The 24,746-nt window shown below is 61.0% G+C and carries 25 protein-coding genes; 17 read left to right on the forward strand and 8 right to left on the reverse strand.

Translation table 11 applies throughout. The annotated features are described in order from the left end of the window. Positions 1-75: 75 nt before the first annotated feature. Both AC1MEK_RS15460 and AC1MEK_RS15465 read left to right on the forward strand, forming a co-directional pair. Positions 76-309 carry a hypothetical protein gene (locus tag AC1MEK_RS15460; protein WP_480397163.1) on the forward strand — a complete coding sequence of 78 codons (234 nt, stop codon included), beginning with the start codon at positions 76-78 and terminating at the stop codon, positions 307-309. Continuing rightward, entirely contained in the window at positions 306-608 is a 303-nt protein-coding gene (locus AC1MEK_RS15465; protein ID WP_480397164.1) for a cell division protein ZapA, read from the forward strand. The genes AC1MEK_RS15460 and AC1MEK_RS15465 overlap by 4 nt, the downstream gene beginning before the upstream one ends. 149 nt (positions 609-757) lie before the next feature. On the opposite strand, the gene AC1MEK_RS15470 is transcribed toward AC1MEK_RS15465, so the two are convergent. Beyond that, positions 758-1,798, reverse strand: coding sequence for a threonine aldolase family protein (locus AC1MEK_RS15470; RefSeq protein ID WP_480397165.1), 1,041 nt, complete (start codon positions 1,796-1,798; stop codon positions 758-760). Between the two features lie 100 nt (positions 1,799-1,898). On the opposite strand from AC1MEK_RS15470, the gene AC1MEK_RS15475 reads away from it, so the two are divergent. Together AC1MEK_RS15475 and alaC are read left to right on the forward strand one after the other, a co-directional pair. Beyond that, positions 1,899-2,648, forward strand: coding sequence for a TraX family protein (locus tag AC1MEK_RS15475; protein ID WP_480397166.1), 750 nt, complete (start codon positions 1,899-1,901; stop codon positions 2,646-2,648). 274 nt (positions 2,649-2,922) lie between these two features. Beyond that, the gene (gene alaC / locus AC1MEK_RS15480; protein WP_480397167.1) at positions 2,923-4,137 is read left to right on the forward strand and encodes an alanine transaminase; all 1,215 of its coding nucleotides are present in this window, start codon (positions 2,923-2,925) and stop codon (positions 4,135-4,137) included. 120 nt (positions 4,138-4,257) lie between these two features. Here the strand turns inward: alaC and AC1MEK_RS15485 are convergent, their stop codons facing one another. The 3 genes from AC1MEK_RS15485 to AC1MEK_RS15495 form a co-directional block, all read right to left on the reverse strand. Beyond that, positions 4,258-4,698 (reverse strand): hypothetical protein, encoded by a 441-nt coding sequence (locus AC1MEK_RS15485; RefSeq protein ID WP_480397168.1) that lies wholly within the window; start codon positions 4,696-4,698, stop codon positions 4,258-4,260. A 63-nt stretch (positions 4,699-4,761) separates the two neighbouring features. Next, complete coding sequence (locus AC1MEK_RS15490) at positions 4,762-5,013, reverse strand: hypothetical protein (RefSeq protein WP_480397169.1); 252 nt, start codon at positions 5,011-5,013, stop codon at positions 4,762-4,764. A gap of 283 nt (positions 5,014-5,296) precedes the next feature. Then, the gene (locus tag AC1MEK_RS15495) at positions 5,297-6,010 is read right to left on the reverse strand and encodes a hypothetical protein (RefSeq protein ID WP_480397170.1); all 714 of its coding nucleotides are present in this window, start codon (positions 6,008-6,010) and stop codon (positions 5,297-5,299) included. Between the two features lie 312 nt (positions 6,011-6,322). Between AC1MEK_RS15495 and glyA the strand changes: the two genes are divergently transcribed. The 9 genes from glyA (at position 6,323) to AC1MEK_RS15540 (ending at position 16,965) form a co-directional block, all read left to right on the forward strand. Continuing rightward, positions 6,323-7,576 carry a serine hydroxymethyltransferase gene (glyA, locus tag AC1MEK_RS15500; RefSeq protein WP_480397171.1) on the forward strand — a complete coding sequence of 418 codons (1,254 nt, stop codon included), beginning with the start codon at positions 6,323-6,325 and terminating at the stop codon, positions 7,574-7,576. Positions 7,577-7,591: 15 nt separating this feature from the next. Further along, on the forward strand, positions 7,592-8,842 hold the full coding sequence (locus AC1MEK_RS15505) for a sarcosine oxidase subunit beta family protein (RefSeq protein ID WP_404636635.1): 1,251 nt from the start codon (positions 7,592-7,594) through the stop codon (positions 8,840-8,842). Between the two features lie 15 nt (positions 8,843-8,857). Next, positions 8,858-9,172 (forward strand): sarcosine oxidase subunit delta, encoded by a 315-nt coding sequence (locus tag AC1MEK_RS15510; RefSeq protein ID WP_108237749.1) that lies wholly within the window; start codon positions 8,858-8,860, stop codon positions 9,170-9,172. Beyond that, positions 9,169-12,189, forward strand: a complete 3,021-nt coding sequence (locus AC1MEK_RS15515; RefSeq protein WP_480397172.1) for a sarcosine oxidase subunit alpha — start codon at positions 9,169-9,171, stop codon at positions 12,187-12,189. The genes AC1MEK_RS15510 and AC1MEK_RS15515 overlap by 4 nt, the downstream gene beginning before the upstream one ends. Before the next feature lie 176 nt (positions 12,190-12,365). Further along, the gene (locus AC1MEK_RS15520; protein WP_480397173.1) at positions 12,366-12,998 is read left to right on the forward strand and encodes a sarcosine oxidase subunit gamma; all 633 of its coding nucleotides are present in this window, start codon (positions 12,366-12,368) and stop codon (positions 12,996-12,998) included. A gap of 163 nt (positions 12,999-13,161) precedes the next feature. Further along, entirely contained in the window at positions 13,162-14,019 is an 858-nt protein-coding gene (gene purU / locus AC1MEK_RS15525; protein ID WP_480397174.1) for a formyltetrahydrofolate deformylase, read from the forward strand. Positions 14,020-14,231: 212 nt separating this feature from the next. Continuing rightward, the gene (gene fdhA / locus AC1MEK_RS15530) at positions 14,232-15,431 is read left to right on the forward strand and encodes a formaldehyde dehydrogenase, glutathione-independent (protein ID WP_480397175.1); all 1,200 of its coding nucleotides are present in this window, start codon (positions 14,232-14,234) and stop codon (positions 15,429-15,431) included. 190 nt (positions 15,432-15,621) lie between these two features. Further along, positions 15,622-16,311 (forward strand): DUF1190 domain-containing protein, encoded by a 690-nt coding sequence (locus tag AC1MEK_RS15535; RefSeq protein WP_480397176.1) that lies wholly within the window; start codon positions 15,622-15,624, stop codon positions 16,309-16,311. Positions 16,312-16,413: 102 nt separating this feature from the next. After that, entirely contained in the window at positions 16,414-16,965 is a 552-nt protein-coding gene (locus AC1MEK_RS15540; RefSeq protein ID WP_480397177.1) for a DUF2780 domain-containing protein, read from the forward strand. 143 nt (positions 16,966-17,108) lie between these two features. On the opposite strand, the gene AC1MEK_RS15545 is transcribed toward AC1MEK_RS15540, so the two are convergent. After that, complete coding sequence (locus tag AC1MEK_RS15545; RefSeq protein WP_480397178.1) at positions 17,109-17,996, reverse strand: acyltransferase; 888 nt, start codon at positions 17,994-17,996, stop codon at positions 17,109-17,111. Between the two features lie 194 nt (positions 17,997-18,190). Between AC1MEK_RS15545 and rloA2 the strand changes: the two genes are divergently transcribed. From rloA2 to creD, 4 genes are all read left to right on the forward strand, one after another. Then, positions 18,191-18,691: a retropepsin-like aspartic peptidase RloA2 gene (gene rloA2, locus AC1MEK_RS15550; RefSeq protein ID WP_480397179.1), complete on the forward strand. Its 501-nt coding sequence runs from the start codon at positions 18,191-18,193 to the stop codon at positions 18,689-18,691. Between the two features lie 59 nt (positions 18,692-18,750). After that, entirely contained in the window at positions 18,751-19,431 is a 681-nt protein-coding gene (creB, locus tag AC1MEK_RS15555) for a two-component system response regulator CreB (RefSeq protein WP_480397180.1), read from the forward strand. Then, positions 19,431-20,852 carry a two-component system sensor histidine kinase CreC gene (gene creC, locus AC1MEK_RS15560; protein ID WP_480397181.1) on the forward strand — a complete coding sequence of 474 codons (1,422 nt, stop codon included), beginning with the start codon at positions 19,431-19,433 and terminating at the stop codon, positions 20,850-20,852. Before creB ends, creC begins: the two co-directional genes overlap by 1 nt. Before the next feature lie 226 nt (positions 20,853-21,078). After that, positions 21,079-22,455: a cell envelope integrity protein CreD gene (gene creD / locus AC1MEK_RS15565; protein WP_480397182.1), complete on the forward strand. Its 1,377-nt coding sequence runs from the start codon at positions 21,079-21,081 to the stop codon at positions 22,453-22,455. Positions 22,456-22,634: 179 nt separating this feature from the next. Here the strand turns inward: creD and AC1MEK_RS15570 are convergent, their stop codons facing one another. The 3 genes from AC1MEK_RS15570 to AC1MEK_RS15580 all read right to left on the reverse strand — a co-directional run bounded on the left by AC1MEK_RS15570 (position 22,635) and on the right by AC1MEK_RS15580 (position 24,663). Further along, positions 22,635-23,264, reverse strand: a complete 630-nt coding sequence (locus AC1MEK_RS15570; protein WP_480397183.1) for a glutathione S-transferase family protein — start codon at positions 23,262-23,264, stop codon at positions 22,635-22,637. A gap of 77 nt (positions 23,265-23,341) precedes the next feature. Further along, complete coding sequence (locus tag AC1MEK_RS15575) at positions 23,342-23,533, reverse strand: hypothetical protein (protein WP_480397184.1); 192 nt, start codon at positions 23,531-23,533, stop codon at positions 23,342-23,344. Further along, positions 23,530-24,663 carry a PepSY-associated TM helix domain-containing protein gene (locus tag AC1MEK_RS15580; protein ID WP_480397185.1) on the reverse strand — a complete coding sequence of 378 codons (1,134 nt, stop codon included), beginning with the start codon at positions 24,661-24,663 and terminating at the stop codon, positions 23,530-23,532. Before AC1MEK_RS15580 ends, AC1MEK_RS15575 begins: the two co-directional genes overlap by 4 nt. Positions 24,664-24,746 lie beyond the last annotated feature (83 nt).

Raw genomic sequence — 24,746 nt, forward strand, 5'->3', positions numbered from 1 at the left:
GCCCTGATTTCACTGGTAGCCGAAGTCGCTTTTCTTTATCGTACGCGCCCTTTGAAATTTGCCTGAGAAATCAAAATGTTGGAAGCATCCCTAAGCCAGTTGGAAAAGCTCGTCGCAGACCTCGTGCAGCAGAATCAGGAGCTGCAGGCCACGAACGCGCAACTCACTGAAGAGTTGCAGAAGGCCAGGGATGACAACGACAGCCTGCAACTGAGCCTGCTGGAGCAGGAAGAGAAGCAGGGCGCCACCGCAGCCCGCATCCAGGCTCTGGTGGACCGTGCGACCAGCGTTGGCGCGGTCGGCGCATGATCCTCGATCGCGACACCACCAAGGTCATCTCCATCCTGGGCAATGACTACACCATCAAGGCGCCGGCCGGACAGGAACAGGCGCTGATGGACGCGGTGACCATGCTCAAGACGGCCCTGTCGGAAACCAAGCGCAGCTACCCGACTCTGATCGGCGACCGCCTGCTGGTGCTGGCGGCGCTGAACCTGTGTTCGAAGCAGGTCGAGTTGCAGCGCCAGCACGCCGAAGAGTTGAGCCGTTATGAAGAGCAGGTCAGCGCGACGGTCGAGGTGATCGAGAAGACCATCGCGCAGGGGTGAGGTTCTGACGCCGACCCCGTGCGTTTCACGTGACTGTGGGAGTGAGCTTGCTCGCGAATGGGGTGTGCCAGTCGGAAGATACGTCCCTGACACACCGCATTCGCGAGCAAGCTCACTCCCACAGGATTGGAGTTGGGTCTTGGCCTGAGTCAGGCCCCCATCACCAACCGGATATCCGCCGCCAGCTCCCGCACGCGGGCTTCTTCGGTGTCCCACGAACACATGAACCGCGCGCCGCCGCTGCCGATGAAGGTATAGAAACGCCAGCCCTTGGCCGTCAGCGCCGCGATGGCCGCTTCCGACAGTTGCAGGAACACGCCGTTGGCCTGCACCGGGAACATCAGCTCGACCCCCGGAATGTCCTTCACCAGGCTGGCCAGCAATTGCGCGCAGCTGTTGGCGTGGCGCGCGTGTTTGAGCCAGGCGTCGTTTTCCAGCAGGCCGACCCAGGGCGCGGACAGAAAGCGCATTTTCGACGCCAGTTGCCCCGCCTGTTTGCAGCGATAGTCGAAGTCTTCGGCGAGCTTGTGGTTGAAGAACAGGATCGCCTCGCCTACCGCCATGCCGTTCTTGGTGCCGCCGAAGCACAGCACGTCGATGCCGGCTTTCCAGGTCAGCTCGGCAGGGGTGCAGCCCAGATAGGCGCAGGCGTTGGCGAAGCGGGCGCCGTCCATGTGCAGGTTCAGGCCCAGTTCCTTGCAGGTGTCGCTGATCGCCTTGAGTTCTTCAGGCAGGTAGACGCTGCCCACCTCGGTGGCCTGAGTCAGGGTCACGACCCGCGGTTTGGGGTAATGAATGTCGGCGCGCTTGAGCGCGACTTCACGAATCGAGTCGGGCGTGAGCTTGCCGTTCTCGCTGCGCGCGAGCAGCAGCTTGGAGCCGTTTGAGAAAAATTCCGGCGCGCCGCATTCGTCGGTCTCGACGTGAGCGGTTTCCGAGCAGATGACGCTGTGGTAACTCTGGCACAACGACGACAGCGCCAGCGAGTTGGCCGCCGTGCCGTTGAAGGCGAAGAACACTTCGCAGTCTGTTTCGAACAGCTGACGGAATTGATCGGCGGCGCGCGCTGTCCACTGATCGTCGCCATAGGCGCGTTGGTGGCCATGATTGGCTTGCTCCATGGCCGCCCAGGCTTCGGGGCAGATTCCCGAATAGTTGTCGCTGGCAAACTGCTGGCTTTGGTCTGACATGGCCGGTTCCCTGTAGTCGAAGGCAGCGACTGTAACCAAGATTTCATGGTTTGGTCTTGCTTTGTTGCGTCACAAAAATTCAACCAGAACGCGGAGTGAGATGAGCCAGGCAAATTTGATCGTGCATCCGGTCCGCGACCGCACCCTGGACCTGCTCAAGTGGCTGGCGATGCTGAGCATGGTGCTGGACCACTTGCGCTATGTCGGCTGGTCGGTCGATTGGCTGTACGTGCCGGGGCGCCTGGCGTTCGCCTGGTTCTGCCTGGCCATCGCAGCGAATGTGCGGCGGGCGATGACCCAGGCGATACGGCCTTCGCCGGACTGGAAATACCTGCTGTGGCTGGCGGTGTTTTCGCTGATCGCCGAGCTGCCCTACCGCCTGTACATGGCCGGTGACGTGACGACGCTCAATGTGATGCCGACGCTGGTGCTCGGCCTGCTGGTAGCGCAAGGGGTGGCCAGCCGCGCCTGGCCGATGCGGATCATGGGCGTGGCTGCGCTGGGAATGGGTGTCGCGTTTGCGCCGCATCTGATGTTCGGCGCCTTCGGCGTGTTGCTGCCCACGGCATTTTTTCTGGTGATGCGTGGCTCGCTGTGGCTGGCGGTGTTGCCCGGCATCGTGTGTTTGTTGAGCAACGAATGGCCGAAGATCATCGACGGCATGCTTTGGGGCGATCCGATCTCCATCGGCGCGCTGCTCACCTGCCTGCTCGGGCCGTGGTTGGGGCTGGGCCTGTTGCGCTGGCGTACCCTGCGGCGCGTGTGGCCGATGCGGCGCTGGGCGTATGTGATTTATCCGGGGCATTTTTTGCTGTTGTACGGCCTGCGCATGCTGATATCGCACCCGTAGCAGTCCGGCTTGCCGGCGAATGCGTCAGATCAGGCAATGCAACATTGAATGACACACCGCATTCCTCTGTGGGAGCGAATTCATTCGCGATGCGATGGTCCAGGCGACACATCCCGATGCCTGAACGATCTTTCGCGAATGAATTCGCTCCTACAGGTCTGCATCATCCGGGTGTAGACAAACCGCCATCACGCCCCGTATCTTCCGCACAGGCCACCGCAGTGGCCAGCGTCGCTCGGACGGTTCCGGGCGCTTACGTCTTCAGAGGCTCCACATGGCAGACCAAGGTTCGCCGCGCCGCTTTGCGCGCATCGATCGACTCCCCCCTTACGTGTTCAACATCACTGCCGAGCTGAAAATGGCAGCTCGTCGTCGTGGTGAGGACATCATCGACCTGAGCATGGGCAACCCCGATGGGGCAACTCCACCGCATATCGTCGAAAAACTGGTCACCGTCGCCCAACGTGAAGATACTCACGGCTACTCGACTTCGCGTGGCATTCCACGTCTGCGTCGGGCGATTTCCAGCTGGTACAAGACTCGCTATGAGGTCGATATCGACCCGGAAAGCGAAGCCATCGTCACCATCGGCTCCAAGGAAGGGCTGGCGCACCTGATGCTCGCCACCCTTGACCAGGGCGACACGGTGCTGGTGCCCAACCCCAGCTATCCGATCCACATTTATGGCGCGGTCATCGCCGGTGCCCAGGTGCGTTCCGTGCCGCTGGTGCCGGGCGTCGACTTCTTCGCCGAGCTTGAGAAAGCCATTCGCGGCTCGATCCCCAAGCCGAAGATGATGATCCTGGGCTTCCCGTCCAACCCGACCGCCCAGTGCGTCGAACTCGACTTCTTCGAGCGCGTCGTGGCGCTGGCCAAGCAGTACGACGTGCTGGTAGTGCACGACCTGGCCTACGCCGACATCGTCTACGACGGCTGGAAAGCCCCGTCGATCATGCAGGTGCCGGGCGCCAAGGACATCGCGGTGGAATTCTTCACCCTGTCCAAGAGCTACAACATGGCGGGCTGGCGCATCGGCTTCATGGTCGGCAACCCCGAGCTGGTCAGCGCCCTGGCGCGGATCAAGAGCTATCACGACTACGGCACCTTCACCCCGCTGCAAGTGGCGGCGATTGCTGCGCTGGAAGGCGACCAGCAATGTGTGCTCGACATCGCCGAGCAATACCGCCAGCGCCGCAACGTGCTGGTCAAAGGCCTGCACGAGCTGGGCTGGATGGTCGAAAACCCGAAGGCTTCGATGTACGTCTGGGCCAAGATCCCCGAGGCCTATGCACACATGGGGTCGCTGGAATTCGCCAAGAAGCTCCTGGCCGAGGCCAAGGTCTGCGTGTCGCCGGGTGTCGGTTTCGGTGAGTACGGCGACGACCACGTGCGCTTTGCCCTGATCGAGAACCAGGACCGGATTCGCCAGGCTGTGCGGGGGATTCGCGGGATGTTCAGGGCTGATGGTGTTTTGGGCTCCAAAAGCTGACCTGTAAAGAGTGTGCATCGCTACTCGTGAGAGAAGCGATGCGCTCCTTTCCCTGGATGGCCTCCATCGCTTGTTCTTACACGTAGTACAAAATCCGCCCCACGTTCGAATATCCGTGACTCAAACGGGTGTGGCAGTGACGTACCAAATGACGGAATCATAAATCATCAGTTGCTTGTGGAAGACGCTGTAGTCGACATTTTTATACGTCAACGTCTCGCCCTTGCCGGTTGCAAGGATCAAGTTCTGAGCAATAGTGTCTGTTATGATCTCTCGTCCATCAGGGTGATCGAAGTAGAACTCATCTGCAGCTTTCTGAGTGCGCTTGTCGGGATGCTGAACAGTGGGCTCTCTGGGGTGTTTGCTACTTGCCTTCGAGATATGGAGTTCGTAATTGTCAGGGCCTTTATCTATTCGGGTCATTTGGCCGACGAAAACGGTATGCTGGCCTTCAGCGTCTCTGAAATCTACGCTGTCGCCACTTTTAAGTTTGACGATATTTTCAACGTGGTTGCTCTTTAAAACAGGGGTACGGCCGTCGATGGTAACGGAGATGGTCATGGTATCTATTTCCTGTTAAATCGTCGGGATGAATCTGCTGATTAACTCGGTCTTCGAAAGTTGTCACGCCGGGTCGGCAAGCTGGTATTGCCAGTCGCCCCAAGGTAACAGCGTTTTTGTGCTCATCACGCGCTGCTTGCCATCTTGCTCCACGACTTCTCCGCGTAACGCTGAACTGAAGAATATCACTGCTTCCGAATTGTCCTTTAGGCCGTTAATATCACGCCGGGATACAAGTTCTCCTATGAAGTGAAGTTTCGACTCTCCATTGCTCATTATATTTCTGACGGCGTTTTGAATTTCGACTCCGTCCACACCCCCCACTTTGTTCGTGAAAGATGTAATCCGACCTTTTGAGATTGAGTGCGAAGATGACCTGATCTTCGGTCAGGTCGGTTAGTGTCGTTCCATTGACGGTGATCTCAAGAGACATGGCATGTTCTCCTTGGGTGTTCCTGATGTGAGCCTTCAGGCTGTACTCATTCATAGGGGTTGGCAACTGTCATAAATGACAGGTTTGTGCGCCGTCCGTCGCATTGAGGTGCGAGCATCCTCATCAGGCTGATGACTGACGATCATCACGAATTCATGCCGTGGATCACACGGTCGGGAGTGGAGTATGTTGGATGGAAGGCTTCAGATTTGAATCGGCGTGAGTGGTCACGCGGTATACAACCGACAGCCTTTCAGCGCCGCTCCCCACATAGTAATCTCCGGGTGTTGCGCATCGGGCCGCTTCCACTTCCGTCACCGTGGTTGAGTAACTTCGCCCGTCAACCGTTCGGATATTGACCGAAACTTGCCGGTCGGCGGACACTCTGAAAGTTCGATCCATCACAATATCTTCATCGTCGCCCTCTGCCTGAAAACGCGACCCTTTGGGAAGGAACAGCGCAATGCTGGATTCGACGGCGTCTGGTGCTGCGAGAGGAGGGATTTCCCACAGATAGATGTTAGGTGCAAGCATCCAGCCTGAGTAGAAGATGAACTTGAAGATGACGGAGTGCAGCTTTCCATTCTGATGAATGATGTCGTTGGGCGTGGCGTAAAAGCGGGCGTCGTTCACTGGAACGATGGTCGACAGTGTTTCTTCCGTGTCCTCTTTGTAAACGGTGATGCGTGCTTCTTCATTGGGCAGTTCCTGAATGACCCTGAGTTTGACAAAGCCTGGTGGGTCCAGATCCGAGTCGTGAAACACGCCATGAGAAAGAAAGAGTAAGGGATCCGGCGTTGGCGCCTGTTTGTTTTTTCTCGAAAACCGGGCCTTGAAAAGTGCGGGGGTCAAGAGATGCGACCCTGCGAGCTTATTCATGATGAGCTCCTTTCAGTGTGATGAATTCCTTCTCAGGAAACTGAAAAGTAACACCGCACTGGTTATCCGAATACTGTCACTATTGACAGTAACACTGCCCGTTTGTCCGAAATGGCAAAGCGTCTCGGGCACTGCGTCAGGCTTCGACGTCCGGCCATTTTCCCCTCCCCGCAAAACCATGTCGTAAACGCGCCTTTGCGTGGCGTGCGTAGGCATCTAGCCTCTCTGCGTCGGCCCTACCATCGCCTTCAAGGGACAAAACCAAGTCCTACACGACAATTCAGGCGCCGCGCCGCCGCTGGGAGAACCGCGATGTTCAGCAAGCAAGACCAGATCCAGGGTTATGACGATGCACTGTTGGCAGCGATGAATGCCGAAGACCAGCGTCAGGAAGATCACATCGAGCTGATCGCCTCGGAAAACTACACCAGCAAGCGCGTGATGCAGGCCCAGGGCAGCGGCCTGACCAACAAATACGCCGAAGGCTATCCGGGCAAGCGCTACTACGGTGGCTGCGAGCACGTCGATAAAGTCGAGCAACTGGCCATCGACCGCGCCAAGCAACTGTTCGGTGCCGATTACGCCAACGTTCAGCCGCACTCCGGTTCTTCGGCCAACAGCGCCGTTTACCTGGCCCTGCTGCAAGCCGGCGACACCATTCTGGGCATGAGCCTGGCCCATGGCGGCCACCTGACCCACGGCGCCAAGGTGTCCTCTTCGGGCAAGCTGTACAACGCCGTTCAATACGGGATCGACACCAAGACCGGCCTGATCGACTACGACGAAGTCGAGCGTCTGGCCGTCGAGCACAAGCCGAAAATGATCGTTGCCGGTTTCTCGGCCTACTCCAAGACCCTGGACTTCCCGCGCTTCCGTCAGATCGCTGACAAAGTCGGCGCGCTGCTGTTCGTCGACATGGCCCACGTTGCCGGCCTGGTGGCCGCTGGCCTGTACCCGAACCCGATTCCGTTCGCTGACGTGGTCACCACCACCACCCACAAGACCCTGCGCGGTCCGCGTGGCGGCCTGATCCTGGCCAAGTCCAACGAAGAGATCGAAAAGAAGCTGAACGCCGCGGTATTCCCCGGCGCTCAGGGCGGCCCGCTGATGCACGTCATCGCCGCCAAGGCCGTGTGCTTCAAGGAAGCGCTGGAGCCAGGCTTCAAGGCTTACCAGCAACAAGTGATCGAAAACGCGCAGGCGATGGCCAAGGTGTTTGTCGATCGCGGTTACGACGTGGTGTCCGGCGGTACCGACAACCACCTGTTCCTCGTCAGCCTGATCCGTCAGGGCCTGACCGGTAAAGACGCCGACGCCGCACTGGGTCGCGCTCACATCACCGTCAACAAGAACGCCGTACCGAACGACCCGCAATCGCCGTTCGTGACCTCGGGCCTGCGCATCGGCACCCCGGCCGTCACCACCCGCGGTTTCAAAGTCGCTCAATGCACTACGCTGGCCGGCTGGATCTGCGACATTCTCGACAACCTCGGCGATGCCGATGTCGAGGCCAACGTCGCGAGCCAAGTGGCCGCTCTGTGCGCCGATTTCCCGGTTTACCGCTGAGTCAGGAGTAGCACCATGCAACACTATTCGGGCTTCGGCCTCTTCAAACACTCCCTCAGCCACCATGAAAACTGGCAGCGCATGTGGCGCACGCCGACCCCTAAAAAGGTCTATGACGTGGTCATCGTCGGCGGTGGCGGTCACGGTCTGGCCACTGCGTACTACCTGGCCAAAGAGCACGGCATCACCAACGTGGCCGTGGTCGAGAAGGGCTGGCTGGGCGGCGGCAACACCGCCCGTAACACCACCATCGTGCGCTCCAACTATCTGTGGGACGAGTCGGCCCACCTGTACGAACACGCGATGAAACTGTGGGAAGGCCTGTCGCAGGACCTGAACTACAACGTCATGTTCTCCCAGCGCGGCGTGTACAACCTGTGCCACACCCTGCAAGACATGCGTGACTCCGAGCGTCGTGTCAGCGCCAACCGCCTGAACGGCGTCGATGGCGAGCTGCTGAACGGCAAACAGGTCGCCGAAGAAATCCCGTACCTGGACTGCTCGAAGAACACCCGCTACCCGATCATCGGCGCGACCGTGCAACGTCGCGGCGGTGTCGCCCGTCACGACGCCGTGGCCTGGGGCTTTGCCCGTGCTGCCGACGCGCTGGGCGTTGACCTGATCCAGCAGACCGAAGTGATCGGTTTCCGCAAGGAAAACGGCGTGTGCGTGGGCGTCGAAACCAACAAGGGCTTCATCGGCGCCAAGCGCGTCGGCGTGGTGACCGCCGGTAACTCCGGGCACATGGCCAAGCTCGCCGGCTTCCGTCTGCCGGTCGAATCACACCCGCTGCAAGCGCTGGTGTCCGAGCCGATCAAGCCGATCATCGACAGCGTGATCATGTCCAACGCCGTACACGGTTACATCAGCCAGTCCGACAAGGGCGACCTGGTGATCGGTGCCGGTATCGACGGCTGGGTCGGCTACGGCCAGCGCGGTTCCTACCCGGTGATCGAGCACACCATCCAGGCCATCGTCGAGATGTTCCCGGTGCTGTCGCGCGTGCGCATGAACCGTCAGTGGGGCGGCATCGTCGACACCACGCCGGACGCCTGCCCGATCATCTCCAAGACACCGGTCCCGAACATGTTCTTCAACTGCGGTTGGGGTACCGGTGGCTTCAAGGCCACGCCGGGCTCGGGCAACGTGTTTGCGGCAAGCCTGGCCAAGGGCGAAATGCACCCTCTGGCCAAGCCGTTTTCCATCGACCGTTTCCACAACGGCGCCCTCATCGACGAACACGGCGCTGCAGCCGTCGCCCACTAACAGGAGACCTTTCTCATGTTGCATATCTTCTGTCCTCACTGTGGCGAACTGCGCTCCGAAGAGGAATTCCACAGCTCCGGCCAGGCTCACATCCCGCGTCCGCTGGACCCGGCCGCCTGCACCGACGAGCAGTGGGGCGACTACATGTTCTTCCGCGACAACCCGCGCGGCCTGCACCACGAGCTGTGGATTCACGCGGCCGGTTGCCGTCAGTACTTCAACGCCACGCGTGACACCGTGACTTACGAAATTCTCGAGACCTATCTGATTGGCACCAAGCCGCAGTTCGTGAACCCGGTGCCTGCCGTCGGAAAGGGAGACAAAGCATGAGCCAGTCCAATCGTCTGCCCAACGGCGGTCGCATCGACCGCAGCAAGGTTCTGAACTTCAACTTCAACGGCCAGACCTACCAGGGCTTTGAAGGCGACAGCTTGGCTTCGGCCTTGCTGGCCAACGGTGTCGACATCATCGGTCGCAGCTTCAAATACTCGCGTCCACGGGGCATTTTCGCCGCCGGCGCCGAAGAGCCGAACGCCGTGCTGCAGATCGGCGCGACCGAAGCCACCCAGATTCCGAACGTGCGCGCCACTCAACAGGCGCTGTACTCGGGCCTGGTCGCCACCAGCACCAACGGCTGGCCGAGCGTGAACACCGACGTGATGGGGATCCTGGGTAAAGTCGGCGGCAAGATGATGCCACCGGGCTTCTACTACAAAACCTTCATGTACCCGCAATCGTTCTGGATGACCTACGAGAAGTACATTCGTAAAGCCGCCGGTCTTGGCCGTTCGCCGACCGAGAACGATCCGGACACCTACGACAACATGAACCACCACGCCGACGTGCTGGTGGTCGGCGCAGGCCCTGCCGGCCTGGCGGCGGCACTGGCGGCTGCACGCAGCGGCGCCCGCGTGATCATCGCTGACGAGCAGGAAGAGTTCGGCGGCAGCCTGCTCGATTCCCGCGAAAGCCTGGACGGCAAGCCTGCCGCTGAGTGGGTCGCGACCGTGGTTGCAGAGCTGAAAGGCTTGAAGAACGTGGTGCTGCTGCCTCGCGCTACCGTGAACGGCTATCACGACCACAACTTCCTGACCATCCACGAGCGTCTGACCGACCACCTGGGTGATCGCGCGCCGATTGGCCAAGTGCGTCAACGTCTGCACCGTGTTCGCGCCAAGCGTGTGGTACTGGCGACCGGTACTCATGAGCGTCCGCTGGTTTACGGCAACAACGACGTGCCGGGCAACATGCTGGCCGGTGCTGTCTCCGTTTACGTGCGCCGTTACGGCGTGGCACCGGGCAAGAAGCTGGTGCTGTCGACCAACAACGACTACGCCTACCGCGTTGCATTGGACTGGCTCGATGCTGGCCTGCAAGTGATCGCCGTGGCCGATGCACGCCACAACCCGCGCGGTGCGCTGGTTGAAGAAGCGCGGGCCAAAGGGATTCGCATCCTGACTGGCAGCGCTGTCATCGAAGCACGCGGCAGCAAGCGCGTGAGCGGTGCTCGCGTAGCCGCAATCGATGTGAAATCGCACAAGGTCACCAGCCCGGGCGAATGGCTCGACTGCGACCTGATCGCCAGCTCCGGCGGCTACAGCCCGGTCGTTCACCTGGCTTCCCACCTGGGCGGCAAGCCGATCTGGCGTGAAGACATCCTCGGTTTCGTACCGGGCGAAGCACCGCAGAAGCGCGTATGCGTGGGCGGCATCAACGGCGTTTACCCGCTCGGCGATGCGCTGGCTGACGGTTTTGAAGGCGGTGTGCGCGCCGCAAGCGAAGCGGGCTTCCAGCCAGTCGAGGGCGTGATTCCGAAAGCACTGAGCCGCATCGAAGAAGCGACCCTGGCGATGTTCCAGGTGCCGCACGAGAAAGGCACTTCCCGCGCGCCGAAGCAATTCGTCGACCTGCAGAACGACGTCACCGCTGCCGCCATCGAACTGGCGACCCGCGAAGGCTTCGAGTCGGTCGAGCACGTCAAGCGCTACACCGCGCTGGGCTTCGGTACCGACCAGGGCAAACTGGGTAACGTCAACGGCCTGGCCATCGCCGCCCGCTCGCTGAACGTGACCATCCCGGAAATGGGCACCACCATGTTCCGCCCGAACTACACGCCGATCACCTTCGGTGCCGTGGCCGGTCGTCACTGTGGTCACATCTTCGAGCCTGTGCGCTTCACCGCGCTGCACGCCTGGCACGTCAAGAACGGCGCCGAATTCGAAGACGTCGGCCAGTGGAAACGTCCTTGGTACTTCCCGAAAGCCGGTGAAGACATCCACGCCGCCGTGCGGCGCGAATGCAAAGCCGTGCGCGACAGCGTCGGCCTGCTGGACGCCTCGACCCTGGGCAAGATCGACATTCAAGGCCCGGATGCCCGCGAGTTCCTCAACCGCATCTACACCAACGCCTGGACCAAGCTGGACGTGGGCAAGGCCCGTTACGGCCTGATGTGTAAAGAAGACGGCATGGTCTTCGACGACGGCGTGACCGCCTGTGTCGCCGACAACCACTTCATCATGACCACCACCACCGGTGGCGCGGCACGCGTGCTGCAATGGCTGGAGATCTATCAGCAGACCGAATGGCCTGATCTGAAGGTGTACTTCACCTCGGTGACCGACCACTACGCGACCCTGACCCTGTCGGGCCCGAACAGCCGCAAGCTGCTCAGCGAAGTGACCGACATCGACCTGGACCGTGAAGCTTTCCCGTTCATGACCTGGAAAGAAGGCCTGGTCGGTGGTGTGCCGGCTCGCGTGTTCCGGATTTCCTTCACCGGCGAGCTTTCCTACGAGGTGAACATCCAGGCCGACTACGCCATGGGTGTTCTGGAAAAAATCGCCGAGGCCGGCAAGAAGTACAACCTGACGCCGTACGGCACCGAAACCATGCACGTCCTGCGGGCCGAGAAGGGCTTCATCATCGTCGGGCAAGACACTGACGGCTCGATGACCCCGGACGACCTGAACATGGGCTGGTGTGTCGGTCGCACCAAGCCGTTCTCCTGGATCGGTCAGCGCGGCATGGCTCGCGAAGACTGTGTACGTGAGGACCGCAAGCAACTGGTCGGCCTGAAACCGGTCGACCCGAACAAGTGGCTGCCGGAAGGCGCGCAGCTGGTATTCGACCCTAAACAGTCGATCCCGATGACCATGGTCGGTCACGTGACCTCCAGCTACGCGGCCAACTCGCTGGGCTATTCGTTCGCGATGGGTGTGGTCAAGGGCGGCCTCAAGCGCATGGGCGAACGCGTGTTCTCGCCTCAGGCGGACGGCAGCGTGATCGAGGCGGAAATCGTGTCCTCGGTGTTCTTCGATCCGAAGGGTGACCGGCAGAACGTGGAGTGATGTCCGGGCGGGCGCGGTGCGTCAGAACCACCGCGCCGCCTGACCGATTCGTGAGCAAGCTCACTCCCACGGTAGAACGCGTACCCTTGTGGGAGTGAGTTTGCTCACGAAGAGGCCATCAGAAACACCATGAATGCTGGTCCAACCGATACAACAGAATTCAAGACAGGTGCTTTATGACCACAGCCAACGTTTACCAACAGCGGCCAACGACCGACGTCAAAGCCGAGTCGCCACTGTTTCATGCCGACCTCAAAAGCCTGGTCGGCAAAGGCCGCACCAACCCGGGTGTGGTGCTACGCGAGAAAAAACTGCTGGGCCATCTGACCATTCGTGGCGACGCCCATGACCCGGCCTTCGCTGCCGGTGTCCACAAGGCGCTGGGCATGGAACTGCCAGGCGCGCTGGCGCTGGTGTCCAGCGGCGACAGCTCGATCCAGTGGATGGGCCCGGACGAGTGGCTGCTGATCGTGCCGACTGGCGAAGAGTTCGCGGTCGAGCAGAAGCTGCGCGAAGCGCTGGCCGGCCTGCACATTCAGGTGGTCAACGTTTCCGGTGGCCAATCCATTCTGGAACTGACCGGCCCGAACGTGCGCGATGTGCTGATGAAATCCACCAGCTACGACGTGCACCCGAGCAACTTTCCGGTGGGCAAGGCCGTCGGCACGGTGTTCGCCAAATCGCAACTGGTGATTCGCCGTACCGGCGAAGAAACCTGGGAACTGCTGATCCGCCGCAGCTTCGCCGATTACTGGTGGCTTTGGCTGCAGGATGCGAGCGCCGAGTATGGCCTGGGCGTCGCTGCCTGATTTGGGGTGAACCCTTCACACCTGTGGGAGCGAGCTTGCTCGCGAAGAGGCTGGTACAGACGCTAGAGATCCGGTGTTTGAAATACCGCCTTCGCGAGCAAGCTCGCTCCCACAGGGAATCTGCATTTTTCTGCAGAAATTGATTGAACAGGAGCAACACCCCATGAGCCGCGCCCCCGATACCTGGATTCTGACCGCCGACTGCCCCAGCGTGCTGGGCACGGTGGATGCGGTGACGCGGTTCCTGTTCGAGCAGGGTTGCTACGTCACCGAACACCACTCGTTCGATGACCGCCTTTCCAGCCGATTTTTCATTCGTGTCGAATTCCGTCAGCCTGACGGTTTCGACGAAGCCGCCTTTCGCGCGGGTCTGGCCGAGCGTGCTGAAACCTTTGGCATGAGCTTCGAGCTGACAGCGCCGAACTACCGGCCAAAAGTGGTGATCATGGTCTCCAAGGCCGATCACTGCCTGAACGACCTGTTGTACCGCCAGCGTATCAACCAACTGGCCATGGACGTGGTCGCCGTGGTGTCCAACCACCCGGATCTGGAGCCGCTGGCTCGCTGGCACGAAATTCCCTACTACCATTTCCCCCTCGACCCCAACGACAAACCGGCGCAGGAAGCGAAGGTCTGGAAGGTGATCGAGGAATCCGGCGCCGAGCTGGTGGTGCTTGCCCGCTACATGCAGGTGCTGTCGCCGGAGCTGTGCCGCAAGCTCGATGGCAAGGCGATCAATATTCACCACTCGCTGCTGCCGGGCTTCAAGGGCGCCAAGCCGTATCACCAAGCCTACAACAAGGGCGTGAAACTGGTCGGCGCGACGGCGCATTACATCAACAACGACCTGGACGAAGGTCCGATCATCGCCCAGGGCGTCGAAGTGGTGGATCACAGCCATTACCCCGAAGACCTGATCGCCAAGGGCCGCGACATCGAAGGCCTGACCCTGGCGCGAGCGGTGGGTTATCACATCGAACGGCGGGTGTTCCTGAACGCTAACCGAACTGTCGTCCTGTAACTCTGTAGGAGCGAATTTATTCGCGAACCATCGTGAATCCGACGCAAATGTGGCGGATGTACTGGCCAATCGCGAATGAATTCGCTCCTATACATTGATTTCCGAAACAAACGAAACACCCAGAGCAACCACTGCGTTGCGGCAACACCCAAGCAACGCATTTCTCCGCTACACAGCTGTATCCATAAAAACAATTCAGCGAGGTGAAAAGCATGTCTGGTAATCGTGGTGTGGTGTATCTCGGCGCAGGCAAGGTCGAAGTACAGAAAATCGACTATCCGAAAATGCAGGACCCACGTGGCAAGAAGATCGAGCACGGGGTCATTCTGCGCGTGGTCTCCACCAACATCTGTGGCTCGGACCAACACATGGTTCGCGGCCGTACGACCGCTCAAGTCGGCCTGGTGCTGGGCCACGAGATCACCGGTGAGGTGATCGAGAAGGGCAGCGACGTCGAAAACCTGAAAATCGGCGATCTGGTCTCCGTTCCGTTCAACGTGGCTTGCGGGCGCTGCCGTTCCTGCAAGGAACAACACACCGGCGTGTGCCTGACCGTCAACCCGGCCCGGGCCGGTGGCGCCTACGGCTACGTCGACATGGGCGACTGGACTGGCGGCCAGGCCGAATACGTGCTGGTGCCGTACGCCGACTTCAACCTGCTCAAGCTGCCGAACCGCGACAAGGCCATGGAAAAGATCCGTGACCTGACCTGCCTCTCCGACATTCTGCCAACCGGCTATCACGGCGCCGTGACCGCGGGCGTCGGCCCGGGCAGCTCGGTGTATATCGCAGGTGCGGGCCCTGTGGGTCTGGCGGCTGCGGCTTCGGCGCGTCTGCTGGGCGCAGCGGTGGTCATCGTCGGTGACGTCAACCCTGTGCGTCTGGCGCACGCCAAGGCTCAGGGCTTCGAAATCGCCGACCTGTCCAAGGACACCCCGCTGCACGAGCAGATCGCCGAGTTGCTGGGCGAGCCTGAAGTCGATTGCGCGGTCGACGCCGTGGGCTTCGAAGCCCGTGGCCATGGCCATGCGGGCGCCAAGGCCGAAGCACCGGCCACCGTGCTCAACTCGTTGATGGGTGTGGTGCGCGTTGCGGGCAAGATCGGTATTCCCGGCCTGTACGTGACCGAAGACCCGGGTGCAGTGGATGCCGCCGCGAAAATGGGCAGCCTGAGCATCCGCTTCGGCCTGGGCTGGGCCAAGTCCCACAGCTTCCACACCGGCCAGACCCCGGTGATGAAGTACAACCGCGCCCTGATGCAGGCCATCATGTGGGACCGCATCAACATCGCCGAAGTGGTCGGCGTGCAGGTCATCAGCCTGGACGACGCGCCTCGTGGCTACGGCGAGTTCGATGCCGGCGTTCCGAAGAAATTCGTGATCGACCCGCACAAGCTGTTCAGCGCCGCCTGATCCCTCCGGCAATCAGAAAAGGGCGACCTCAGGGTCGCCCTTTTTGCATTCGGAGTAAGGCGTTTCAGAGTCTGTTGTAGGCTTTTTCCGTAAATGCATGGGGAAAGGTCGGCTTTCGTGCCCGCTTGTTTCGAGCGTCGGTTTTGCGTGCTATTTGTCCGCCCGGATTTTTTCTGGTCTTGGGTGGTACATGTTTATCGAGTCCTCGAAGGCAGGCGTTCTTGCTTGGATCGCTTTATGGGTAATGCTCAGCCCGGTCGTGCAGGCCAGTGCCGATCCGGAAATGGGCGCGGCGCGCTGGGTGTCCTCCACGGCCTTTTACGAGAATGCCAACGCGTGCATGTGGGCGGGAGTCCCCAAGGAGGTGTGTCAGTCTGCCTTCCGCTCCGCCTACCGGCAGCATGTGCGAGTGGCGCCTGCGTACCCTGATCTGGCCGCGTGCGAGGCAGCATTCGCATCGGGCGAATGTTTCATGAGCGCCAACTCCGATCTCTGGAGCCCCTGGCTTGCGGGCTTTTCGTTGATCACTCAGGCACAACTGCTGACCTCTTCGACGCCGGATTATCGGCTCAGCCACGAGCAGATGGCGAATTTGAACAAGTCCTGGTGGCAGCATCTGCAGGGCAGTTCGCAAACGCTCGAGCCCAAGACCCGGGTGCGACATTTCAGCGAACCCCTGTATTGGGAAAGTGATCGTCAAGGCGGGCTCCACCTGACGACCCTGCGTGACAAGTCGCGCAATGATCCGGCATTCACCGACGCCATCCGCAAGCCCACGGTAGCCGCTTCGAATGCAACGCCGGGGCAACGTGAGCAGGCCAGGCTCTTTGAGCCGCGAAGGCTCATCGACGTGATGAACCCGCTGGTCGAGCTTGAATGACGGCCCGCTGCGATGAACTTCTTTCAAGGCAGCGGTCCAACGCGTGTTTACCCGGCCATGGCCGGTTTTCCAGCAAGCGAGGTTGATCCGATGAAGATTTCCATGAAAAACACACGCGGCGCTGCACTGGCGACGTTGATGGTGCTGGCGGCGACGCCGGTCTTCGCCTTCAACCTGAACGACGCGGCCAATGCCGTTTCCAACGCCACCGGCGGGCAGCAGAAGGCCACGGCTGCGCCCGAGGCGGCAGGCCTGCTCAATGCCTTGGGCACTCAACTCGACGTCACGCCGCAGCAGGCGGTTGGCGGCACCGGCGCGTTGTTGGGGTTGGCCAAGAACAAGCTGACCACCAATGATTATTCGCAGCTGAGCCAGTCGGTTCCGGGCCTGGATCAGTTGTCCGGCACCAAGGCGCTGGGCAGTCTGGGTGGCCTGGGCGGCATGCTGGGCGGCTCCAGCGGCGGCAACTCGGCGATTAACAGCGCCCTGGGCAACGTGCAGAGCATGGGCGACGTGAACAAGGCGTTCAACGCGATGGGCATGGACAGCAACATGGTGGGCCAGTTTGTGCCAGTGATCCTGCAGTACCTGGGGCAGCAGGGCGCGAGCGGCTCGGCGCTGTCGGCGTTGAGCGGGATTTGGGGCGCCAAGTGACCCAGTCCCTCACCAATCCTTCGGCTTAGCGCTATTCCTGTGGGAGTGAGCTTGCTCACGAATGCGGTGTGCCATTCACCTCAATGCGCCTGACACACCGCATTCGCGAGCAAGGTGGAGCGCCACCCCGGTCACTCCTACAATTAATGTGTGTCGTTGCGCAGTTCAGCGATCCGCGCATCCTTCTCGGTCCACAACCGGTTCACCCAGTCCTGCACATACTCGCGAAACACCGGGTCATTCTCGTAATCGCCCTGCCACAGCGCAGGGTCGAGTTCGCGGGTCTTGATGTCGACGATCACTCGCGGCACCTGACCAGAAATCAGGTCCCAGAAGCCCGGAATCTTCGCCTGCGGATACACCACCGTCACATCCAGCACCGCATCGAGCTGCTCACCCATCGCCGCCAGCACGAAGGCGACGCCACCGGCTTTGGGCTTGAGTAGGTAGCTATAAGGCGATTGCTGATCGGCCTTCTTGGCCGGGGTGAAGCGGGTGCCTTCCAGGTAATTGACCACGGTCACCGGCTGGCGCTTGAACAGCTCGCAGGCCTCCTTGGTGATCTCCAGATCCTTGCCCTTGAGCTCTGGGTTCTTCGCCAGAAACGCTTTGGTGTAGCGCTTCATGAACGGGTAATCCAGCGCCCACCACGCCAGCCCCAGAAACGGCACCCAGATCAGCTCCTTTTTGAGGAAGAACTTGAAGAACGGTGTGCGACGGTTGAGTGCCTGCACCAGCGCCGGGATGTCGACCCAGGACTGATGGTTGCTGACCACCAGATACGAGGTGTCGCCACGCAGGCCTTCGGCGCCGCGAATGTCCCAGCGGGTCGGGATGCACAGCTTGAAAATCAGCTTGTTGATCTCGCTCCAGGTCTCGGCGATCCACATCACGGCGTGGGAGCAGCGGTCGCGCATTTCGCTCTGGAACACCAGTTTGAGCAGCGCGAAGACCATCAGCGGCCCGAACAGCACCAGGGTGTTGAGCAGGAGCAGCAGCGTGACGGCGATTCCGGTGAGCAGGTGACGCATAAGGCACTCGGGGTCATGAACGGTGCGGGCAATGATAAGCAGGTATGACGAAGTAACCAAATTTGCCAGGCGTCGACAAATGTTTCACCCGGTTACATGTACTGTGATGTTCTCTGTCAGTGACCGAACGTTGCACGAAGTTGCGGTCTAAAATCGGGTCCGCGCAACGCCCATTCATACGAGGAACCTGTCACGTGAAATCCCTTCTGGCGCTTCTGTCTCTGCTGGCGTTGCCTGTGATGGCCGCCGAACCGACGCTGTATGGCCGCTACGAGTACATCCAGGTCTCCGAATTCGGCGAAACGTTCAAGGCCAAGATGGACACCGGCGCGCTCACCGCATCGCTGTCGGCCAAGGACATCGAGATGTTCAAGCGCGATGGCGAGGACTGGGTGCGTTTCCGCCTGGCGACCAAGGATGCCGACAACAAGGTCTACGAGCACAAGGTCTCGCGCATCAGCCGGATCAAGGGCCGCGCCGATGGTGAGGACGAAGACGAGCCGGTCGATCCGACCAAGCGCCCGGTCGTGGATCTGGAACTGTGCCTGGGCGATGTGAAGCGCACCGTCGAGGTCAACCTGGTCGACCGCAGCCACTTCAATTACCCGCTGCTGATCGGCGCCAAGGCCTTGCGCGAGTTTGGCGCGGCGGTGAACCCCGCGCGCCGTTACACCGCCGACAAGCCGGACTGCTGATTGACGATCGGGGCAGGTTTGCGGCACCGTTCCGGCTTTACGCCACGTGCTCGGACGCCATGCCCCACATTCTGATTGTCGAAGACGAAGCCGCCATCGCCGACACCCTGGTTTATGTCCTGCAGGGCGAGGGTTTCACCACCACATGGTTGTCGTTGGGGCAGGCGGCGGTGGAGTTTCAGCGGGCAACGCCGGCTGACCTGATCATCCTCGACATCGGCCTGCCCGACATCACCGGGTTTGAAACCTGCAAACAGCTGCGCCGCTTCAGCGAAGTGCCGGTGATGTTCCTCAGCGCCCGCGATGGCGAGATCGACCGCGTGGTGGGGCTGGAGATCGGCGCCGACGATTACGTGGTCAAGCCGTTCAGCCCGCGCGAAGTGGCGGCGCGGGTCAGGGCGATTCTCAAGCGCATGGCGCCGCGTAGCGACCCTGTGCACGCTGCCAGCGTATTCGTGGTCGACTCCGAGCGTGTGCAGATCGCCTATCGCGGCCTGGCCCTGAACCTGACCCGACACGAATTCCGCCTGCTGCAATGCCTGCTGGAACAACCCCAGCGGGTGTTCAGCCGCGAGCAATTGCTCGATGCCGTCGGCGTGCCCAGTGATGCCGGTTACGAGCGCAGCATCGACAGCCACATCAAAAGCCTGCGCGCCAAGCTGCGGGCTGTCGCCAGCGACGCCGAGCCAATCCAGACCCACCGCGGGCTGGGCTACAGCTACAGCCCGGAACACAGCTGATGCGCCTGGGGATCCGGATTTTCCTGGTCTATGCGCTGTTCATCGGCCTGACCGGTTATTTCGTCCTCAACACCGTGATGAAGGAAGTGCGCCCCGGCGTGCGCCAGTCCACCGAAGAAACCCTGGTTGATACCGCCAACCTGCTGGCCGAAGTGCTGCGCGAGGACGTCAAGGCCGGGACTCTGAACCAGAGCCATTTCCCCGACGTGCTCAAGGCGTACGGTTTGCGTACGCCGGGCGCGACGATCTGGGGCATGCCGAAGAACCAAGTGAATAACCGGGTTTATGTCACCGACGCCAAGGGGATTGTCCTGCTGGACTCCAGCGGCGAGGCGGTGGGGCAGGATTACTCGCGCTGGAACGACGTCTACCTGACGTTGCGCGGGCAGTACGGCGCGCGTTCGACGCGCCTCGATCCGCAGGACCCCAACTCGTCGATCATGCACGTGGGCGCGCCGATTCGTGACGATGACCAGATCATCGGCGTGGTGACGGTGGCCAAACCCAACAGCTCCCTGCAGCCTTATGTGGACCGCACCGAGCGTCGCCTGCTCTGGTACGGCGCCGGGCTGATCGTGTTGGGGCTGGGTTTCGGCGCGCTGCTGTCCTGGTGGCTGAGCAAGTCGTTGCGCCGCCTGACCGAGTACGCCCAAGCCGTAAGCGAGGGGCGCCGGGCCGAACTGCCGCATTATCGCGGTGGCGAGCTGGAGCAGCTCTCGACCGCGGTGGAACATATGCGCACGCAGCTGGAGGGCAAGGCCTACGTCGAGCGTTACGTGCACACCCTGACCCACGAACTGAAAAGCCCGCTGGCGGCGATTCGCGGTGCGGCGGAGCTGTTGCAGGGTGACATGCCGGCCGAGCAGCGGGCGCGCTTCGTCGGCAATATCGACAATGAAAGCGCGCGGGTGCAGCAATTGATCGAGCGGCTGTTGAACCTGGCAATGGTCGAGCAGCGTCAGGGGCTGGAAGAGCGGGCGGTCATTGGCCTGTCGGCGCTGATCGATGAAACCCTGGCCGCTCAGCAGGCGCGCATCGCCGGCAAACGCCTGCAGATCGATCAAACTATCGACCCCGCCTTGACCCTGGCCGGCGAGCGTTTCCTGCTGCGTCAGGCCTTCGGCAACCTGCTCGACAACGCGCTGGATTTCACCCCGGCCGGCGGCACCTTGCGTTACATGGCAGAGCGCTCGGATGCCGGTCTTGGGGTGTCGATCTTCAACAGCGCCGAACCCATCCCTGACTACGCATTGCCGCGTCTGAGCGAACGCTTCTATTCATTGCCTCGCCCCGACAGCGGACGCAAGAGCACCGGCCTTGGGCTGAACTTCGTCGAGGAAGTGGTGCAGCTGCATGGCGGCAAGATGCAGATTCGCAATGTCGAGGGTGGGGTCTTGGTAGAGCTCATGCTGATTGGCTAGCTTTTTGTGGGAGCCGGCTTGCTGGCGAATGCGTCAGGCCAGCCGACATTGATGTTAAATGACCCACCGCATTCGCCAGCAAGCCGGCTCCCACGGCCTTCGGCCAGAAGCGGGATATGTGTTGCGGGCCATTCTGCAAACTCCACACAATCTCCACACACGCCCCATCATCCCTCCACACAGCCTTCCCAGACTCTCCCCATTCAATAAAGGCGGGGAGAGCCACATGAACAAGGGCATGTCGTTATTCAAACTGGGGATGATCGGGTTGCTGATCCTGTTGCTGATGATTCCGCTGTTGATGATCGGCGGGATGATTCAGGATCGGCAGCTGCGCCGCGATGAAGTGGTGCGGGACATCGCCCGCAGTTCCAGCTACAGCCAGCAACTGACCGGGCCGCTGCTGATCGTGCCGTATCACCGCTCCAAGCAGGTCTGGAAGCTGAACACCGAAACCAACCAGCGCTACGTCGACACCGTGATCGAGCGCGGCCGCCTGTATTTTCTGCCCGAGCAGTTCACGCTCAATGGCGACGTGCAGACCGAAGTGCGTGCCCGTGGGATCTATGAGGCGCGGCTGTTTCATGCCAACAACCATATTTCCGGGCACTTCGTGCTGCCCCGGCATCTGGGGCTTGGCGATGACTATTCCAGCTATGTGTTCAGCGAGCCGTTTCTGGCGGTCGGGATCACCGATGTTCGCGGCATCGAGAATGCGCTGAAGCTCAAGCTGGGCGAGCAGGAGTTCGATTTCGTGCCCGGCACCGACGTGCCGCTGCTCGGCGATGGCGTCAGCGTGAGCCTGCCGATGGAAACCGGTGCCGAACAGAAGAAGCTGGATTTCTCCTTCGACCTGCATCTGCAGGGCACCGGGCAACTGGAAGTGACGCCGGTGGGCAAGAACAGCACAGTGAGCCTTAGCGCCAATTGGCCGCACCCCAGCTTCATCGGCAACTACCTGCCCAGCAGCCGGGAGATTTCCGATCAGCGCTTCACCGCGACCTGGCAGACCTCGTTCTTCTCCACCAACCTGCAGGAAACCCTCAACCGCTGCGCCGCCGACAAGCTGTGCCAAGAGTTGAAGGCGCGCAGCTTTGGCGTGAGTTTCATCTCGCCGGTGGATCAGTACCTCAAGAGCGAGCGCTCGATCAAATACGCGCTGCTGTTCATCGCCCTGACGTTCGCCGGTTTCCTGCTGTTCGAAGTGCTGAAGGGGCTGGCGGTGCACCCGGTGCAGTACGCGTTGGTGGGCGCGGCGCTGGCGCTGTTCTACCTGCTGCTGTTGTCGTTGTCCGAGCATGTGGGGTTCAAGCTTGCCTACCAGCTATCGGCGAGTGCCTGCGTCGGGTTGATCGGCTTTTATGTCAGCCATGTGCTGCGCAGTGCCAGGCACGGGCTGGGTTTCGCACTGGGCCTGGGTTCGCTGTACGCGTTGCTCTACGGCCTGCTCAGCGCCGAAGACTATGCACTGCTGATGGGTACGTTGCTGCTGTTCGGTCTGCTGGTGGTGTTCATGGTGCTCACTCGCAAGCTGGACTGGTACGCGCTGGTTCAACGCCCGGCCAAACCTGAGCCGGTGCCTGTGGAGGTGAGCCATGAGTAATCGGGTGGGGTTGCGCGAGGATCAGCGGATGGGGCATGGGTTGGCAGGGCAGATCGCCGATTGGTTAGCAATGGAGATCATCTGTAGGAGCGAATTTATTCGCGAAAAACGTTCAGCCAATAGAGATGTGTCGCCCATACATCCCTTCGCTAATGAATTCGCTCCTACAGGACCGCGTGTCAAGCCGGAGGTTGAGTCGCCTGCATCGAAGGACGTTCGCTGACCTCGCGGTACCAGCTGGCCAGCCGCGGATAGCTGCTGCGCCAGCCCAGGTTGGGTTGGCGGAAATCCAGATAGCCCAATGCGCAGGCGACGCTGATCGAGGCGATGTCGAAGTTCGAACTCAACTCGGTCACTGCCTCGGCCTCGAAATAGGCCAGGGAGCGGGCAATTTTCTCGCCCTGATTGTCCAGCCAGTCGCCCCAGCGCTTTTCTTCGGGGCGCAGAAAGGTCTCGTAACGGATCAGCACCGCCGCATCGAGCACCGCATCGGCCAGGGACGCCAGGGTCAGACGTCTCCAGCGTGCCGAGCCGTCCTGGGGGATCAGTGGGTTGCCGACGTGCTGGTGGTCCAGATAGTCGAGAATCACCCGGCTGTCATGGAGCACGTTGTTGTCGGCCAGGCACAGCGCCGGGATTTTCCCGCTGGGGTTCTCGTGGCACAGGTCGGCATTGGGGGCGATGGGGGTGACCGTGACCGGCTTGAGCGCGACCCGACCGGTCTGTCCTGTTTCGTGCAGCAGAATCAGTACCTTGCGCGCAAACGGCGAAGCGGCGTGGTAATACAGCGTCATGCTAGGGGCAGACATGGACATTCCTCTGATCGGACTGGCCATTAGACTAGTCAGCGGCGCAATGCCATGCAATATCCAGTATCACACCGCCATCAGGCCCTGCGTCGCACCATCAGGCCTTTGATGCTCAGCCACGCCGGAATGCCCATGCCGATCCACGACAGCACATCCCAGGCACCATCGCCCAACAGCGCGGCGAACAGACCGGCCGCGGTCAGCAGCGCGATCCAGGTCGGTTTGGCGAAGGTCTTCCAGAAAGCCGAGTGCTTCTTGTGCCGGGTCATGCCGCCTCCACCGCGTGAGCAACCTTCACACTGGCCGCCGCCTTGCGCCGCACCACCCACAGGTACAACCCGCTGCCCAGCACGATGATGCTCAGCACATCGAGCACGCCCCAGAGAATCTTCATCGGCATGCCGCCGTAATCGCCGAAGTGCAGAGGTTGCGAGAGCAGCAGCGCGTCCATGTACCAGGGGCTGTCGACGATGGCAGTGACCTTCAGATCAGCAGCGTCGATCAGCACCGGCGTCAGCAAATGCGAGGTCAGGTGCGTGGCGCCTTTCATGAACACCGCGTAATGGTGCTCGCTGGAAAAACGCGAGCCGGGGAAGGCAATGAACGAGGGCTCGGCGCCGGGCACGGTGGCCTGGGCGATATCCAGCAGGCGTGACGCCGGCGCGCGTTCGGTCAGCGCAGGCGCATCCTTGTACTGGGCGACCATGGCGGCCAGCGAATCGTTGCGCCACTGGGCGATGACCAGGTCCGCACAGGCGTTGAGCACACCGGTGAGGCCGACCACGAAGGCCCAGGTCAGGGTAACCACGCCGATCAGGTTATGCAGGTCGAGCCAGCGCACGCGATTCGATTTGTTCGGGCGCACCGTGGCGAAATCCAGCCGGCGCATGAAGGGCGCATACAGCACCACACCTGAAATAATTGCTAATACAAATAGCAGCCCCATGAACGCCAAAAGCAGCTTTCCGGGCAGGCCTGCGTACATATCCACATGCAAACGCAGCATCACCATCATGAATCCGCCATTGGCCGAAGGCGTTTCCAGCGACTCGCCGGTGCGTTGGTCGAGCATGAAGGTGTGGGTGTCATTCGGGTCGCCACCGGCCGTTTTGCCCATGAAGGCATAGACGCCGTTGGGCTCGTCTTCGTCCCAGCCAAAGTACTGAACCACCTCGCCAGGACGATGCGCCTCGGCCGCCTTGACCAGCTGCTGAAGGTCCATGCGCGGCGTGTTTGCCGGCATTTCCTTGAGTTCCGGGGCGTTGCCCAGGGCGTGATCGATCTCGTGGTGGAACACCAGCGGCAGCCCGGTGATGCACAGCATCAACAGGAACACCGTGCAGATCAGGCTGCTCCAGGTATGGATGAACGACCAGCGGCGAATGGTTTGGCTTTTCATGGTGCGGGTACCGGTTCCAAGCGAAAGCAAAAAGGGCCGCTGTTGCGAGCGGCCCTTGTTTTTCAGCGTGTCGAGTTTAAACG

This window comes from Pseudomonas sp. 2 (assembly GCF_056627435.1).

Excerpts from the sequence above, each read along its gene's own strand:
- AC1MEK_RS15460 (WP_480397163.1), top strand. The coding sequence starts at position 76 with ATGTTGGAAGCATCCCTAAGCCAGTTGGAAAAGCTCGTCGCAGACCTC.
- AC1MEK_RS15465 (WP_480397164.1), top strand. The coding sequence starts at position 306 with ATGATCCTCGATCGCGACACCACCAAGGTCATCTCCATCCTGGGCAAT.
- AC1MEK_RS15470 (WP_480397165.1), bottom strand. The coding sequence starts at position 1,798 with ATGTCAGACCAAAGCCAGCAGTTTGCCAGCGACAACTATTCGGGAATC.
- AC1MEK_RS15475 (WP_480397166.1), top strand. The coding sequence starts at position 1,899 with ATGAGCCAGGCAAATTTGATCGTGCATCCGGTCCGCGACCGCACCCTG.
- alaC (WP_480397167.1), top strand. The coding sequence starts at position 2,923 with ATGGCAGACCAAGGTTCGCCGCGCCGCTTTGCGCGCATCGATCGACTC.
- AC1MEK_RS15485 (WP_480397168.1), bottom strand. The coding sequence starts at position 4,698 with ATGACCATCTCCGTTACCATCGACGGCCGTACCCCTGTTTTAAAGAGC.
- AC1MEK_RS15495 (WP_480397170.1), bottom strand. The coding sequence starts at position 6,010 with ATGAATAAGCTCGCAGGGTCGCATCTCTTGACCCCCGCACTTTTCAAG.
- glyA (WP_480397171.1), top strand. The coding sequence starts at position 6,323 with ATGTTCAGCAAGCAAGACCAGATCCAGGGTTATGACGATGCACTGTTG.
- AC1MEK_RS15505 (WP_404636635.1), top strand. The coding sequence starts at position 7,592 with ATGCAACACTATTCGGGCTTCGGCCTCTTCAAACACTCCCTCAGCCAC.
- AC1MEK_RS15510 (WP_108237749.1), top strand. The coding sequence starts at position 8,858 with ATGTTGCATATCTTCTGTCCTCACTGTGGCGAACTGCGCTCCGAAGAG.
- AC1MEK_RS15515 (WP_480397172.1), top strand. The coding sequence starts at position 9,169 with ATGAGCCAGTCCAATCGTCTGCCCAACGGCGGTCGCATCGACCGCAGC.
- AC1MEK_RS15520 (WP_480397173.1), top strand. The coding sequence starts at position 12,366 with ATGACCACAGCCAACGTTTACCAACAGCGGCCAACGACCGACGTCAAA.
- purU (WP_480397174.1), top strand. The coding sequence starts at position 13,162 with ATGAGCCGCGCCCCCGATACCTGGATTCTGACCGCCGACTGCCCCAGC.
- fdhA (WP_480397175.1), top strand. The coding sequence starts at position 14,232 with ATGTCTGGTAATCGTGGTGTGGTGTATCTCGGCGCAGGCAAGGTCGAA.
- AC1MEK_RS15535 (WP_480397176.1), top strand. The coding sequence starts at position 15,622 with ATGTTTATCGAGTCCTCGAAGGCAGGCGTTCTTGCTTGGATCGCTTTA.
- AC1MEK_RS15540 (WP_480397177.1), top strand. The coding sequence starts at position 16,414 with ATGAAAAACACACGCGGCGCTGCACTGGCGACGTTGATGGTGCTGGCG.
- AC1MEK_RS15545 (WP_480397178.1), bottom strand. The coding sequence starts at position 17,996 with ATGCGTCACCTGCTCACCGGAATCGCCGTCACGCTGCTGCTCCTGCTC.
- creB (WP_480397180.1), top strand. The coding sequence starts at position 18,751 with ATGCCCCACATTCTGATTGTCGAAGACGAAGCCGCCATCGCCGACACC.
- creC (WP_480397181.1), top strand. The coding sequence starts at position 19,431 with ATGCGCCTGGGGATCCGGATTTTCCTGGTCTATGCGCTGTTCATCGGC.
- creD (WP_480397182.1), top strand. The coding sequence starts at position 21,079 with ATGAACAAGGGCATGTCGTTATTCAAACTGGGGATGATCGGGTTGCTG.
- AC1MEK_RS15570 (WP_480397183.1), bottom strand. The coding sequence starts at position 23,264 with ATGTCTGCCCCTAGCATGACGCTGTATTACCACGCCGCTTCGCCGTTT.
- AC1MEK_RS15575 (WP_480397184.1), bottom strand. The coding sequence starts at position 23,533 with ATGACCCGGCACAAGAAGCACTCGGCTTTCTGGAAGACCTTCGCCAAA.
- AC1MEK_RS15580 (WP_480397185.1), bottom strand. The coding sequence starts at position 24,663 with ATGAAAAGCCAAACCATTCGCCGCTGGTCGTTCATCCATACCTGGAGC.